Source organism: Delftia sp. DT-2 (genome assembly GCF_028401915.1).
Lineage (GTDB): Bacteria > Pseudomonadota > Gammaproteobacteria > Burkholderiales > Burkholderiaceae_C > Comamonas > Comamonas tsuruhatensis.
In genome coordinates this window covers 110,638-123,649 of sequence record NZ_JAQOTI010000009.1, presented here as the reverse complement: position 1 = coordinate 123,649, position 13,012 = coordinate 110,638, and the positions used below count along the sequence as shown (strand labels likewise).

Here is a 13,012-nt window from a genome sequence, read left to right as displayed (position 1 = left end):
AGCTTTGGGAGCATGTTTATGCGCTTTGCGTCGCTGCATCAGGGTGATCACCAGGGAAATGTGGGCCCGAGGCAGGGCGGGTCGATGGTGTAATCGCGACGGCCGGGGTGCTGCACGCACCGGCACCTCCCAGCGAGCCCTCTTCCATGCACCAAGCCCTAGCGTCCCTACTCGCCCCTCTCGCCTGCGCCGCCCTGCTGTGTGCCAGCCCCGTGGCCCGGGCCGCCAATCCCACCAGCTCGGGCAATTGCGAGGAAAGCTCCACCAACATGTCCGAGGTGCGCGCCTGCCTGCACGAGCAGAACGTGGCCATGGTCAAGGCCGCCTACGTCTCGCTGTCGCTCAAGCTCAAGGCCCGCATGCCCCAGGCATCGGAAGAGCTGGAAGTGGCGCAGAGAAACTGGGTGCAGTACGCGCGCAGTGCCTGCGAGTTCCTGGCCGAATTCAATTCCGCCAGCTTTGCCAAGGACGATGCGCGCGCCAACTGCTGGAGCGACTTCGCCCGCGCCCGCGCCAAGCAGCTCAAGTCCTGGGAAATGCAGCTGGACAAGAAGCCCTGAGGGCGGGGACGCTGCTCACTGGTAGTTCAGCGTGAAGGTGGCCCTGCCGTTGGCCTGCCCCGTCGTGACTGCCGCAGCGGTCTGCACGTATTTGGCAGTCAGCGGGATCTTGAACTGGGCAATGCCTTGGGCGATGGTTCCCGCACTCCATTGGTTGGTGTTGCCAGGCACGTTGGAGTCCGGGCCGTAGCCGAGTGCGGTGCCATCCTTCAGTATCTGTATGCCTATTCCGGTGGCAACCGGCTTGCCGCCTGGCGTGGCCTGGCTCAAGGTCAGGACGGTGCTCCGATTGCTGGTGTCGTTGGCATCGGTGAGCGTGACGTGGGGGCGCAGAACGCTTGCGGGCGCGCCGCCCTTGCATTCCAGCGTGATGTCGAAGTGCTGGGGGATGGAGGTGGATTGGAGGCCCGTGAATCGCAGGATGGGCACAGCGCCCATGGGTACGGAGATGGCCGAGGCGGCCACCGAGCAGGAGGGACCGACCACCACCCTGGTGCGGCCGGACAGGTTGACGTTTCCTGCGGTGCAGCCGGGGCACTGGAATCGCATATCGACGTTCATCCCGGAGCCCGTTAGCACGCCAGCGGAAACGCTGCCGGTTTTCACCAGCTCGATCCAGACATCCTGGGGGGATGAACTATTCCAGAAATAACCCAGCGCGCCCGAATTATTTTCTGATTCGGTGGTAATGGGCATGGTTCTGCCACTGGGAGCGCTGGGGCCGCGCCATGTGGCCCACCAGCGGATTCCAATGCCGGGAATATTGGTGCCGTAGACATTATTGTATCCGGGCGTCTTGGTCCCGGATTGAACATTGGCGGCTACAACGGCTTTTTCAATATCGTACTCGAATGCCGTGTTCAGCACTGCTCGCAGATTAAATACGGTTGTCGTAGACTTCCATAGCGTCGATCCGTTGGCGTAACTTCCGGGTACTGTTATTTCCTCGGGCAGTGAAATGCTGGAGCTGGTGGGGGAGAATACGCCGCCGGCAAAGGCATTGGTGTTCATCGTTGCCGCTGAAAAGGCAATGAAGAATGGAAGGGCGATCAATGCAAGGCGGCGTACTTGCGAGGGAAATGAGGGAATGAAAGAGAAATGCATGATACTGATTCGATCCATTGTTGAAGTATGATTCTCGAAAATATCACGCAATAGTTAAATTGAACTTTTGAGTGACTGACGAGGGGGTGGAAATGAAAGCATCGAATCATTCGATGTGTGGCCTCTTAGGTATTTCACACTCTACGCCGAAGATATGAGTTGATGCAATCAGATTGTTCTGAAAATGGGGCGTGGCTCAGTCAAAAGCCGCCCATGCACGCCATTCGCAAAGAGCAAGGCCTGCGTGTCACGGAGCTCGGGCGCGTGGGAGGTCGCGCAGACAAGCCAGGTCCAGTCCGCTCGCGGACCCGGCGACTGCCTTGTCGGGAGCGCGCCAGGCGGCTCAGTTGCTGAGAGGTGCGGTCGGAGAAGCGTCCCTGGCACCTCTGGCGGCTTGCCAGAGCCCATTGGCCAGGGCTGTGATCTCAGGGGCCAGGTGCAGGCGTTCCAGCCAGCGGTCCGCAATGCCGCTGGCGCCGTGGAAGGCTCCGGCCAACTGGCCCGTGATGGCTGCCGTGGTGTCGGCGTCATCGCCCAGGTTGGCGGCCTGCAGCACTGCGCCTTCAAAGCTGTCATGCCTCGCAAAGCACCACAGGGCCGCCTCCAGGCTGTCCACCACGTAGCCGCTGCCGCGAATCTGTGCGGCCGGCTTGTCGCGATAGTCGCCACGGGCAATCTCCCGCAGGCGCGGGTTGGCGCCGTCTTGCAGAACGCCGCCCAGGTCCAGAACCTGCTGCCGGGGCAGCCCCTGCAGTGCCCGGCACAGCGCCACGGCGAACAGGCGGCAGGCCTGCAGGCATTCAGGTGCCGCGTGGGTCGTGCGTGAGCTGAGTTCAGCCATGCGCTGCACCAGGTCCTCGTCGGGGCCGAAGAACATGGGCACGGGCGCCAGCCGCATCAGGGAGCCGTTGCCGGCCTGGTCCGGGTCGGGCGATCCGGCCAGCGGATCGCCGGTGGCCAGGAAGCGCTGGATGGCCGCCCTGGTGGCCATGCCGATGTCAAAGCAGTTGCCGGTGGAACTCCAGTACCCCCATTCGTACCAGTTGGCATAGCGCGTCATCTGGTCGTGCGGGTCGCAGCCGCCGCGCTGGAGCAGGCTTTCGGCCAGGCACAGGGCCGTGGAGGTGTCGTCGGTCCACTTGCCTGCGGGCAGCGAGAACGGGCCGCCCCCGACCATGTCGGTCAGCGGCGCAAAGCTGCCGCGCGGCTGGAATTCCAGCGTCGTTCCCACGGCGTCGCCGCAGGCCAGGCCCAGCAGGGCGCCGCGGTATCGGTCCAGTGTGTCCATGGCCATGCCGGTGCTCTTGATCATGGTCGGTCAGGGAGCGGTGCTGCGCAGCCGCGCACGCACCTGCATGAGGGCAAAGCCCAGCAGGTTCAGGCCCTGCCAGCGCGCGGGGTCGGTGGCGCGCACATCGTCGGCAGCCAGGCCGATGCCCCAGATGGCGTCCACGGGGCTGGCTTCCACCAGCACGCGGTCGCCCGTGTTCAGCAGATAGCTGGCCAGGGCTGGGTTCTGGGAGAACTTGGCCTGGTTGGCGCGCACCACGATGCCCATGCGCGCGGCCACCCAGGCCGCTTCATCGAAGCCCTGGATGCCACGCCCCAGCTTCTTGGCCTCGCCCGGCGTGCGGCAGCGCACGATGGCCGCGTGCGCCGCCTCGTCGCCAAACAGCCGCGCCTTGCCCGCCATCATGAAATGCTCGGCCGTGGGGTAGTGCTGGCCATCGACCTCGAAGCCCGCCTCGAACCACTGGCTCATGCAGGTCTTGCCGATGGAGCCATCGGCCGCAGGCTGGTGGCCCCAGAACGGCAGGAAGCGCGGGGTGAGACCCTGGGCCATGGCGTGCTGGAGGTCTTGCAGGGAGGCGATGTGGTCTGTGTTGGTCATACGGAGTTCTCAGGTGCGCAATTCTTCCTGTCGAGCCGCACGTAGACGCGCTCCACGGGAGTCATGAGCATCGGATTTTCATCCTGGGCATGGGCCCGCTGCTCGGTGACGAAGGATGTCATGTCGATGACCTCCAGCAGTTCCTCCGTGGCGAAACGGCGTAGCAGCTTGCCACGCAAGCCCAGCTGGATGGCACGCAACGGCAGCTTGGCGCCGCTGGGGGCATGGTCCGGATCCCATTGCTGGCGCACCTCGGAGGTGGCCACCGCTTGCTGCCACTCGGGCAGGCCAGCGTAGAGCCGGGGGTTGAAGGTGGAAGGTACGGCGGCATCCAGCAGGCTCTCGAAGAAAGTCCGGCGGATGCGCAGGCCGAGGATGACTTCCTGGCCGGCCTTGGTCGCCCAGCCGCAGCGATACATCATCCAGAGGAAATTGGGCTTGATCCAGCTCATGCGCGTGAAGCTGAAGTCCGGGCCGCCGAACTGGCCATGCTCCAGAGCGTGAAGGCCGATGGCCGGGCGATAGGCCTGGTAGACCACCACGGTGGAGTCGTCGTAGTGGGCGAGGATCTGCTCTCCCTCGGAAGGCCAGGTGGCAGATTGCTGCAGGTAGGGTGCTGTTGCGAGATTCATGGTCTGTTCGTTGTTGTAGGTGTTCTGAGGGTGCTGCGCCATGCTGCAGGGCCGGTCCTTCACACCACCAGGCAGCCCTGCCGCTCCGACAGGCCGATGGTGGCCTGCATGCCCGCCGTGAACTGCAGGTAGTCGGCCTCCATGCCGTCCGAGAAGATGACGCCATGGTCGGGCATGCGCGAGCGCAGGGTCAGCGGCTGGCCGGCGGTGACCTGGCCGTAGACCAGCTCGGCCGTGGAGGAGCGGCTGGGAAAGGGCTCGCGCACGGCGAAGTCCAGGCGTGGCGCATCCCAGGCGAAGGGCTGGTAGTCGAAGTCGGTGGACGCGCCGCGCACGGCGCGGGCAATGCCCATCGATCCCGTGACGATGCTCTTGATCCAGGCCGAGGAGCCCAGCCCCGTGGCGACGATGAGGCCGGAGGACGACTGGGATTCCTGCCGGTCGCCCAGCGCGATGTCGTACAGGGCCGAGGTATGGCTGCGCGGGCCGATGAACAGGTCGTTGGCGGCGCGCAGCACCTGGCCGTCGCTCAGGCGTGCCTCGGCCAGGGTGACGGCGCGCGTGGGGCGGCGGTTGGCGGCCACGTCGCCCAGCAGGGCGGCCAGGTCGGCGGGGGCGAAGGGCAGCAGCAGGCCGTCCCAGCGCGCGGGCTCGGGGTTGACGCCGATGAGCGGCTGGCCGTCCAGGTATTTCATGGTGTTGGCCACCATGCCGTCCTGGCCCAGCGCCACCACGATGTCGTCGGCGCCGAAGACGAAGTTGGGCACCAGGGCGCGGTCCACGATCTGGTAGCGGCCGCGTGCCTCCAGCGCCTGCACCACGGCCTGCAGGGCGGCGGCGTAGGCGGCGCTTTCGCGCAGGTAGTCGCCGAAGTCGGCACCCAGGTGCTCGATGTAGAAGCGCGCCTGGGACAGCGTGTGGTACCTGGCCACCAGCTCATCGAGCCGCGTGCGCCGCACCACCAGCACGGTCTTGCGTTCATTGGCGTTCACGGCGGCTCCTTGCGGGTTCGGGATCGGCCACGGCAGCTGCATGGCCTGCACCGGCGCCCATGAGCGACTGCAGCAGCTCGGGCGAGACGTTGAGCTGGCCGATGCGCTCGGCCTTCTCGGCAATGCCGCCAAAGGCCTGGGCGATGAGCTGGCCCGGCTGCATGCCCACGGCGGCCAGCGATTGCACGATGCGCGGGTCGGCCTTTTCCAGGGCCTGCATGACGGCGCCCACGCGGTAGGCCTCGGCCTCGGCCAGGGTGCGGCTGTTGGCGGCCTGGCCTTCGACGAAGTCGCGGCGGCTGGTCTCCAGCGCCACGTCGGCAGACATCTGTTCGGCGCGCAGCTCGTTTTCCTTGCGCATCTGGGCGGCCTTGGCTTCCAGCTGGGCCTCGCGGATCTGGCGCTTTTTCTTTTCCACGGCCACGTCGGTATCGAGCTCGTTCTGGCGGATGGCGCGCTCGTTTTCCACGGCAGCCATGCGGCGGGCATAGACGGCGTCGTCGGCGGCCTTGAGGTTGGACTCGCGCGCCTCGGCCTCCAGGGCGCGGGCGATGTCGGGCGTGGGTTTGACGGCCATGACCGAGACGCCCAGGATCTCCAGCCCCAGCGCCTCGATCTCGGGCTGGGCGGCCAGCTCCTGCTGGGCCGTGCGCGCAATGAGCGCCGAGGAGCGCAGCGCCTGCTTGAGCTCCAGCGCCTGCACGGCCTGCTGGATGATGACCTCGGCCTGCATGGTCACGCGGTCGCCCAGGCGCTGCGGGTCTTCGGACATGTATTTCTGGCCGTCGCGCGCCAGGGAGAAGTCCATCAGCGTGGCGGTCTGGCGCGGTGTGCTGATGCGGTAGGTGACCTGGCCCTGCACGGTGACGCTCTGGAAGTCGGCCGTCACCAGCTCCAGCATGAAGTGGCAGTCCTGGCTGCCCACGGGCACCGCGACCAGGGTGGTGGTGGGGGCGTAGTAGAAGAAGGACTGGCCCGCACCCTCGCGCACCACCTTGCCGGCGCGGAACTGCATGAGGTGGACCGTGGGTTGGGACTTGATGAAACGGATGCCGAACATGGTGCTTCTCCTTTTAAGTTGTTCTATACAACTCGTATGGGTTGTATAGTGCAACTTAAAATCCGGCACGTCAAGCACAATCCATCCCATGGCTGAAAAAAATTCCCCATCCCCGCAGGGCGCGCTGGACTTCCCGCGCCCGTTCACCACGGTGGACGTGGTCATCTTCACGGTCGCAGACGATGCCCTGCAGGTGCTGCTGGTGCAGCGCCCCACGGCGGGCAGCGAGCCGTTCCCGGGGCTGTGGGCGCTGCCCGGCGGCTTTGTGGATGTGCGCCAGGACGCAGACCTGCTGGCCTGCGCGCGGCGCAAGCTGCTGGACAAGACGGGTGTGGACAGCCCCTACCTGGAGCAGCTGGGAAGCTGGGGCGGCGCGGCGCGCGACCCGCGTGGCTGGTCGGCCACGCATGTGTATTTCGCGCTGATCCCGGGCCATGACCTGATCCTGGCCAAGGGCGCGAATGCGGCCGATGTGTCGTGGTTTGCCGTCGATGAACTGCTGCGCGCGCACGGACCCTCGGCGCTGGCCTTTGACCACGGCGAGATCCTGAGCGCCGCGGTGGAGCGGCTGCGCGGCAAGGTGGAATACACCTCGCTGCCGGCCTTTCTGCTGCCCGAGCCTTTCACACTGCCGCAGCTGCAGCAGGCCTACGAAGTGGTGCTGGGCCGCCCTGTGGACAAGAGCGGTTTTCGCACGCGCATGATGGCGGCCGGCTTTCTGGTCGAGGCTGGCCAGGTGGAGGGCACGTCACGCCGCCCGGCCATGGGCTACCGCCTGGCCGACCGCAGCGCGCCCGTGGTGTTTCCGCGCACCTTCAGCCCGCGGGGGTGAGGGCGGCCTTCGATCAGGGCCAGGATCAGGCGCCCAGCAGGCTGCAAAAGCGCTGCATGTCCACGTTGCCGCCGCTCAGGATGATGCCCACGCGCCGTCCGCGCAGCTCCTCGCCTTTCTGGCGCGCGGCGGCCAGGCCCAGGCAGCCGGTGGGCTCGACCACGAGCTTCATGCGCGTGGCCAGGAAGCCCATGGCATCGACCAACTCGGCATCGCTGGCGGTGAGGATGTCGGTCACGTCGCGCTGGATGATGGGGAAGGTGATGCCGCCCAGGTGCTGGGTCTGGGCGCCGTCGGCAATGGTCTTGGGCGTTTCGATGTGGACGATGCGGCCCGCGCGCAGCGACTGCTGGCCGTCGTTGCCGGCCTCTGGCTCCACGCCGTAGAGCGCGCACTCGGGGCTGAGCGCGCGCGTTGACAGCGCGGTGCCCGACAGCAGGCCACCGCCGCCCAGCGGCACGAAGAGGGCGTCCAGGGGGCCGGTTTCCTCGAACAGTTCCTTGGCGGCCGTGCCCTGGCCGGCCAGCACGTCGGCATGGTCGTAGGGCGGGATCAGGGTCAGGCCGTGGCGCTCGGCCAGGTCGCGGCCGATCTGCTCGCGGTCTTCGGTATAGCGGTCGTAGACCACCACCTGGCCGCCATAGCCCTTGGTGGCCGCCACCTTGGCGGCGGGCGCGTCATGCGGCATGACGATGGTGGCGGGAATCTCCAGCAGCCTGGCAGCCAGTGCAATGGCCTGGGCGTGGTTGCCCGAGGAAAACGCCACCACGCCGGCCTTGCGCTGCGCGGCGCTGAAGCGAGACAGGGCGTTGAAGGCGCCGCGGAACTTGAAGGCGCCCATGCGCTGCAGGTTCTCGGACTTGAGAAAGACACGGGCGCCCAGCGCCTCGTCCAGCGTGCGCGAGGTGAGCACGGGCGTGCGGTGGGCATGGCCCTGGATGCGTTGGGCCGCTGCGGCCACGTCGTCATAGGTGGGAAGGCTTGTCATCGGTACGGGAGAGAAGGGGTTGCAGATCGGCGGGGTGCCGGGAGCTATTTGGCGTAGCTGTAGACCGTGGCGCGCGACACGCCCAGGTGGGCGGCAATGGTCTCCATGGAGCGGCGCACATCGAGCAGGCCGGCACCCTTGAGTTCGCGGACCAGGGCGCGGCGCTCCTCGGGCTTGAGGGCGCGCGGCGTGGTCGCCAGGCGGGCCGCGAACTGGTCGATGCGGGCACGCACCGTGTCGGCGCCTGCGCCGGCGCCCGTGGGGTCCAGCATTTCGCTCGCGGGGGTGTCGCCGCTGACGGCGGCAAAGCGGTTGAGCATGCCCTGGAAGCCCTGGAACATCGTCAGGTCCACATTCATGCACAGGGCGGCGATGTAGCGGCCCTCGGAGTCGCGGATGCCGATGGACGTGCTCTTGGCCTGGCGGCCATCGGCGAACTGGTTGGGGTAGTTGGCGATGACCTGCTCGTAGCCGGGGTCGAGGATGCGGGCCAGGCCCAGCTCCGTCGCGCCCTGGCCCACTTCGCGGCCCGACAGGTTGTTGTGGATGGCCAGCACCGCATGGGACGGGTCGAGCAGGTCATGCACCACCACCTCGCAGAACGGGGCAAAGGTCTGGCCCAGGCCTTCGGCGATCTGGGCCAACTGGTCCAGCAGTTGGCGCTGCTCGGGAGTGCGTTGTGTCATATTGGACATTTTGTTTTGAATTGGACAAAATGTCAAAACCCAGGCGACCTGCCTTCTTGTCCGTTTCTTGTGCTCCCTGCCATGTTCGACACCCTTGTTCACCTGCTGCAATCCCAGGACGCGCGCTTTCGCGTGATCGAGCACCCTGCCGAGGGCCGCTCCGACCTCGTCGCCGAAATCCGGGGCACGGCACCCGGCCAGGGTGCCAAGGCCATGCTCTGCAAGAGCCGCGATGCGTCCGGTGCGGGCGATCCCCAGCTGTTCCTGGCCGTGCTGCCCGGCGACCGCAAGCTGGACTTCAAGCGCCTGGCCCAGGCCGTGGGCGTGCGCAAGGCCACGCTGGCCTCGCCCGAGGAGGCCCAGGCCGCCACCGGCTGCGTGATGGGATCGGTGCCGCCGTTCTCCTTCAACCCGCAGGTGCGCCTGGTGGTGGACCCGGCACTGGTGGAGCGCTTTGCCGAGATCGCCTTCAATGCGGGCCGGCTGGACCGCTCCATCGTGCTGGACTCGGCCGACTATGTGCGCATTGCCCGGCCCGCGCTGCACAGCCTGAGCGGGGATGGCGCCGATTGACCCGGGGGCCGGGCGGTGCCCACAATCGCAGCAACGCCCGCACATCCTCTCCTGACCATGACCACCCCTGCCAGGCAGTTCCCCGACCGGCCCGATGCGGCCGGCTTTGTGCGTGCGACGCTGGCTGCCGCACTGGCCCAGGTGCAGTCGCATATGGATGCCGTGGATGCCGTGGATGCCGTGGATGCCGTGGATGCCGTGGATGCCGTGGACGCCGGCAGCGGCGAGGCCGAACGCATCCACCAGCTGCGCGTGGCCCTGCGGCGCCTGCGCACCCTGCTGCGCGAATGCGCAGGGCTGGCGCCCGGCATGCGCGCCGAATGGGATGCCCCGCTGGCCCTGGCCTTTGCGCGCCTGGGCACGCTGCGCGATGCCGGCACCCTGGCCGACGTGGTGCGGCCGCTGCTGCAGGACGCCGATGCGCCCTTGTGCGAATGGACCGTGCCGGATGCCGGGCAGGCCGACGCGGACGCGGCCGCTGCGGTGCGCGAGCCGCAGTTCCTGCAAACGCTGGCCGAGATCCATGCGCTGGCGCAGGCGCCTGCAGGCAAGCGGCAGCCCGGCCTGGTCAGCCTGTCCGCCGCAGGCACGCGCAAGTACCTGGCACGGCGGCTGGCGCGCCTGCACCGCCAGGTGCTGCGCGACGGCCGGCACTTCGACCGCCTGCCGCTGGCGCAGCAGCACCGCGTGCGCAAGCGGCTCAAGCGCCTGCGCTACCTGGCGGACTTTGCGCGGGAATTCGCGCCCGGAATGTGGCCCGGCAAAAAGGGGCGGCGCTTTGCCGAGGTGCTGGTGCCCGCCCAGGACGCGCTGGGCCTGCACAACGACATGGCCGTGGCGGCCGCGCTTTTTCGTGACGAGGCCGGCACGGATCCGCGCGCCTGGTTTGCCGCCGGCTACCTGCAGGCCCGCCTGGCCACCAGCGCGCGCAGCAGCCGCCGCGCGCTGCGTGCGCTGGCCCGCGTGCCGGGCTTCTGGGCCTAGACCGCATCAGCGATAATCCGCCGCTGGCGCACCGCCGCAGCCCCTGGGCCGTGGCGGTGCGCTGTTGCTGAAGGTGCCCCATGCCGTTCACCGGCCAGGGGTTCAACGGGAAGCAGGTGCGCGATGCCATCGAGGTGGCCGCTCGCAATGCCTGCGCTGCCCCCGCAACGGTCAGCGGAATACAACTCCCCACGCGGACGCGCCCCAAACCACGCGCCGCAAGCCACTGTGTCCTTCTCGGGCATGGGAAGGCGGGGATGCCTGCCGCAGCGCGCCCACCCTGCGCGCCGCAGCGTTCCGCAAGCCCGGATACCGGCCTTCTGCATTGCTTTCGGACGCCGCGGGAGTGCGCCTGTCCGGTCCGGCCCCAGCCTGCGCTGCCGTGGCCGGCTCCGGCGTGCGCGCCGTGCGGCGTGGTTCAGACGATAGGCCCCACGGGTGACTGGGGCAGTTGGATTCAACGCATGCGCTTCGCTTCCTCGGCCGCCGATTCCTCCGGCCTTCTCTCTGTTCTCCCTCTTGTCTCCAGCCTGCGGCCCGTAGCGGCTGCGGCCCTGCTGGCCAGCTGCGCTGCAGCGGCCGGCGCCGCGCAGGAGCCGGCTGGCCGATCCACGGACTCCGCCGACGATGCGCTGGACGCCGTCTTCGTGACCGCCACCGCGCGGCCCGAGGCGCGCAGCCGCATCGCGGGCACCACGCAGACCATCGACCGCGAGGCCATAGAGCGCTCCAGCGCGCGCTCGGTCACCGACCTGCTGGCCGAGAACGCCGTGGGCTTTCTCAGCGAATGGACGGCGGCCCAGACCTCGATGAACCTGCGCGGCGCCTCCACCGACGGCCAGGGGCGCGACTTCCGCAGCCAGGTGCTGGTGCTGGTCAACGGCCGGCGCGCGGGCACGGCCAACCTGTCCAAGCTCAGCCCCTCGGATGTGGAGCGCATCGAGATCGTGCGCGGCCCGTCCTCGGTGATCTACGGCAGCCAGGCCATGGGCGGGGTGGTCAACATCATCATGAAGACGGGAGCGACCGCACCCGGCACGCGCGCCCAGGTCCAGGCCGGTTCATGGGACCTGTGGCGCACCGATGCGCAGACGGCCGGCGCCAATGACCGCTTCGACTGGTACTTCGGCGTGAGCGCAGGCGGGCGCGGCGACTACGAGTCGGGCGACGGCGGCACGCGCATGGAGAACACGGGCTGGAAGCGGCGCGGCGCCAGCGGCGCCCTGGGCTGGCAGCTGCACGAGCTGCATCGCGTGGAGCTGCAACTGCGCACGGACGGCATCTACAACGCGGGCTTTCGCGGATCGGGCGCCAACATCTACAGCCGCGACAACCGCAGCAACCGCTCGCTGGACCTGACCTACGAGGGCGCACTGCCCGGCCAGCGCCTGAGCTGGACGACCCACATCTACAGCCTGGTCGATACCGATGAGTTCAACTGGGCATCGCCCGTGATCCGCTCGGGCAACAGCGCCGTGCCCGGCACGGCGCGCGACTACAACCACCGCCAGCTGGACGCCACGGGCCTGCGCTTTCAGCCGCGCCTGCGTGTCAGCCAGACCAATGACCTGCTGATGGGCTTCGACTGGGAGCGCAGCAAGCTGCGCTCCGACCGCCTGCGCGTGGCCATGCCGGGCGGCCCGGCGGGCCAGGTTGCGCCCTACGACAACAACCAGACCGAGCAGGTGCACGCGCTGTACTTCGAGGACGCGCAGACCCTGTTCGACGACCGCCTGACCCTGCGTGCCGGCCTGCGCAAGACCTGGGGCACGACGCGTTTCGACGATACGCCCAACCTGGCCCTGGCCCAGGCCAGCACGCGCGACTACGACAACCACACCTGGTCGGCCGGCGCCACCTGGAAGGCCACGGACCGGCTCACGCTGCGCGCTGCGGCCTCCACGGGGTTCCGCGCGCCCACGGCCACGGAGCTGGCCTCGGACTTCACGGCCGTCGGCGGTGGCCGCACCTTCGGCAACCCCAACCTCAAGCCCGAGACCAGCCGCCAGATCGAGGTCGGCGCTGCGCTGCAGCAGCCCGGCTGGCGCGTGGATGCGGCCGTGTTCCAGAACACCATCAGCGACCGCATCATCACCGTCTCGCGCGGGGCCACGACCAATACCTCGGACTACGCCAACAACGCGGCCGACATCGTGGCGCGCGGCCTGGAAATGCAGGCCGACATGGACCTGGCGCGGGCGCTGAACCTGACGGGCCACCAGCTCAAGGCCTGGGCTGGCGGCTACTACCACTTCAGCATGCGGGACAAGGGATCGCCAGCGTCGGCCAATACCGACAAGGTGCAGCGCATGTACCGCTACGAGGTCTCGGCCGGCGTGCGCTACGGGCGCGGCAGCGGGCGCCTGCAGGGCGACTGGAGCCTGCAGCTGTCCACGCTGCTGCGCGGTCCCATGTGGTACGACACGGAAGAGGCGCTGCTCATCCCGCAGGGCGAGCCCCGCAGCACCTTCATCCACCGCAAGGGCGCCTTCACCATCTGGAACCTGCGTGCCGACTACCGCGTGTCGCCGGGCGTCAAGCTGTTCGCGGCCGTCAACAACCTGTTCGACCTGAACCGCCACCCCATCTTCATCGCGCTGGACCGTGCGCCCTGCATCGCCAACCCGGCGTACCAGAACGGCGGCTGCGGAACGTCGATGGCCGGGCGCGAACTCATGGTCGGCCTGCAAGCAGAGTTTTGAGGTCCATG

Annotated in this window: 13 protein-coding genes and 1 riboswitch; of the genes, 5 read left to right on the top strand and 8 right to left on the bottom strand. The window is 68.0% G+C overall.

The annotated features are described in order from the left end of the window. The first annotated feature begins 146 nt into the window (after positions 1 to 146). Positions 147 to 560: a lysozyme inhibitor LprI family protein gene (locus PO605_RS17595; RefSeq protein ID WP_047472875.1), complete on the top strand. Its 414-nt coding sequence runs from the start codon at positions 147 to 149 to the stop codon at positions 558 to 560. Between the two features lie 15 nt (positions 561 to 575). Here PO605_RS17595 and PO605_RS17590 read toward each other — a convergent pair whose 3' ends face one another. From PO605_RS17590 to PO605_RS17565, 6 genes are all read right to left on the bottom strand, one after another. Then, positions 576 to 1,664 (bottom strand): fimbrial protein, encoded by a 1,089-nt coding sequence (locus PO605_RS17590; RefSeq protein WP_269431529.1) that lies wholly within the window; start codon positions 1,662 to 1,664, stop codon positions 576 to 578. A 343-nt stretch (positions 1,665 to 2,007) separates the two neighbouring features. Further along, on the bottom strand, positions 2,008 to 2,976 hold the full coding sequence (locus tag PO605_RS17585) for an ADP-ribosylglycohydrolase family protein (protein WP_231574467.1): 969 nt from the start codon (positions 2,974 to 2,976) through the stop codon (positions 2,008 to 2,010). Between the two features lie 6 nt (positions 2,977 to 2,982). Then, positions 2,983 to 3,555 (bottom strand): NADAR family protein, encoded by a 573-nt coding sequence (locus PO605_RS17580; RefSeq protein ID WP_047472874.1) that lies wholly within the window; start codon positions 3,553 to 3,555, stop codon positions 2,983 to 2,985. Next, positions 3,552 to 4,229, bottom strand: coding sequence for a DUF4291 domain-containing protein (locus PO605_RS17575; protein WP_231574466.1), 678 nt, complete (start codon positions 4,227 to 4,229; stop codon positions 3,552 to 3,554). Before PO605_RS17575 ends, PO605_RS17580 begins: the two co-directional genes overlap by 4 nt. Before the next feature lie 17 nt (positions 4,230 to 4,246). Then, positions 4,247 to 5,179 carry a sugar kinase gene (locus PO605_RS17570; protein ID WP_272206685.1) on the bottom strand — a complete coding sequence of 311 codons (933 nt, stop codon included), beginning with the start codon at positions 5,177 to 5,179 and terminating at the stop codon, positions 4,247 to 4,249. Next, positions 5,166 to 6,239 carry an SPFH domain-containing protein gene (locus tag PO605_RS17565; RefSeq protein ID WP_034397141.1) on the bottom strand — a complete coding sequence of 358 codons (1,074 nt, stop codon included), beginning with the start codon at positions 6,237 to 6,239 and terminating at the stop codon, positions 5,166 to 5,168. The genes PO605_RS17570 and PO605_RS17565 overlap by 14 nt, the downstream gene beginning before the upstream one ends. Positions 6,240 to 6,327: 88 nt before the next feature. Here PO605_RS17565 and PO605_RS17560 point away from each other — a divergent pair, with 88 nt between their 5' ends. Continuing rightward, positions 6,328 to 7,071 (top strand): NUDIX hydrolase, encoded by a 744-nt coding sequence (locus PO605_RS17560; protein WP_047473696.1) that lies wholly within the window; start codon positions 6,328 to 6,330, stop codon positions 7,069 to 7,071. Between the two features lie 25 nt (positions 7,072 to 7,096). On the opposite strand, the gene PO605_RS17555 is transcribed toward PO605_RS17560, so the two are convergent. Continuing rightward, complete coding sequence (locus PO605_RS17555; RefSeq protein ID WP_047473695.1) at positions 7,097 to 8,059, bottom strand: threo-3-hydroxy-L-aspartate ammonia-lyase; 963 nt, start codon at positions 8,057 to 8,059, stop codon at positions 7,097 to 7,099. A 44-nt stretch (positions 8,060 to 8,103) separates the two neighbouring features. After that, positions 8,104 to 8,745 (bottom strand): helix-turn-helix transcriptional regulator, encoded by a 642-nt coding sequence (locus tag PO605_RS17550; protein ID WP_047473694.1) that lies wholly within the window; start codon positions 8,743 to 8,745, stop codon positions 8,104 to 8,106. 81 nt (positions 8,746 to 8,826) lie between these two features. Here PO605_RS17550 and PO605_RS17545 point away from each other — a divergent pair, with 81 nt between their 5' ends. The 3 genes from PO605_RS17545 to PO605_RS17535 all read left to right on the top strand — a co-directional run bounded on the left by PO605_RS17545 (position 8,827) and on the right by PO605_RS17535 (position 13,004). Further along, positions 8,827 to 9,318, top strand: coding sequence for a YbaK/prolyl-tRNA synthetase associated domain-containing protein (locus tag PO605_RS17545; RefSeq protein ID WP_016454410.1), 492 nt, complete (start codon positions 8,827 to 8,829; stop codon positions 9,316 to 9,318). Between the two features lie 57 nt (positions 9,319 to 9,375). Continuing rightward, complete coding sequence (locus PO605_RS17540) at positions 9,376 to 10,302, top strand: CHAD domain-containing protein (RefSeq protein WP_272206684.1); 927 nt, start codon at positions 9,376 to 9,378, stop codon at positions 10,300 to 10,302. Positions 10,303 to 10,356: 54 nt separating this feature from the next. After that, a riboswitch (cobalamin riboswitch) is annotated at positions 10,357 to 10,637 on the top strand. A gap of 129 nt (positions 10,638 to 10,766) precedes the next feature. Next, positions 10,767 to 13,004: a TonB-dependent receptor gene (locus tag PO605_RS17535; protein WP_047473705.1), complete on the top strand. Its 2,238-nt coding sequence runs from the start codon at positions 10,767 to 10,769 to the stop codon at positions 13,002 to 13,004. The last annotated feature ends 8 nt before the right edge of the window (positions 13,005 to 13,012 follow it).

Excerpts from the sequence above, each read along its gene's own strand:
- PO605_RS17595 (WP_047472875.1), top strand. The coding sequence starts at position 147 with ATGCACCAAGCCCTAGCGTCCCTACTCGCCCCTCTCGCCTGCGCCGCC.
- PO605_RS17590 (WP_269431529.1), bottom strand. The coding sequence starts at position 1,664 with ATGCATTTCTCTTTCATTCCCTCATTTCCCTCGCAAGTACGCCGCCTT.
- PO605_RS17585 (WP_231574467.1), bottom strand. The coding sequence starts at position 2,976 with ATGATCAAGAGCACCGGCATGGCCATGGACACACTGGACCGATACCGC.
- PO605_RS17580 (WP_047472874.1), bottom strand. The coding sequence starts at position 3,555 with ATGACCAACACAGACCACATCGCCTCCCTGCAAGACCTCCAGCACGCC.
- PO605_RS17575 (WP_231574466.1), bottom strand. The coding sequence starts at position 4,229 with ATGGCGCAGCACCCTCAGAACACCTACAACAACGAACAGACCATGAAT.
- PO605_RS17565 (WP_034397141.1), bottom strand. The coding sequence starts at position 6,239 with ATGTTCGGCATCCGTTTCATCAAGTCCCAACCCACGGTCCACCTCATG.
- PO605_RS17560 (WP_047473696.1), top strand. The coding sequence starts at position 6,328 with ATGGCTGAAAAAAATTCCCCATCCCCGCAGGGCGCGCTGGACTTCCCG.
- PO605_RS17555 (WP_047473695.1), bottom strand. The coding sequence starts at position 8,059 with ATGACAAGCCTTCCCACCTATGACGACGTGGCCGCAGCGGCCCAACGC.
- PO605_RS17550 (WP_047473694.1), bottom strand. The coding sequence starts at position 8,745 with ATGACACAACGCACTCCCGAGCAGCGCCAACTGCTGGACCAGTTGGCC.
- PO605_RS17545 (WP_016454410.1), top strand. The coding sequence starts at position 8,827 with ATGTTCGACACCCTTGTTCACCTGCTGCAATCCCAGGACGCGCGCTTT.
- PO605_RS17540 (WP_272206684.1), top strand. The coding sequence starts at position 9,376 with ATGACCACCCCTGCCAGGCAGTTCCCCGACCGGCCCGATGCGGCCGGC.
- PO605_RS17535 (WP_047473705.1), top strand. The coding sequence starts at position 10,767 with ATGCGCTTCGCTTCCTCGGCCGCCGATTCCTCCGGCCTTCTCTCTGTT.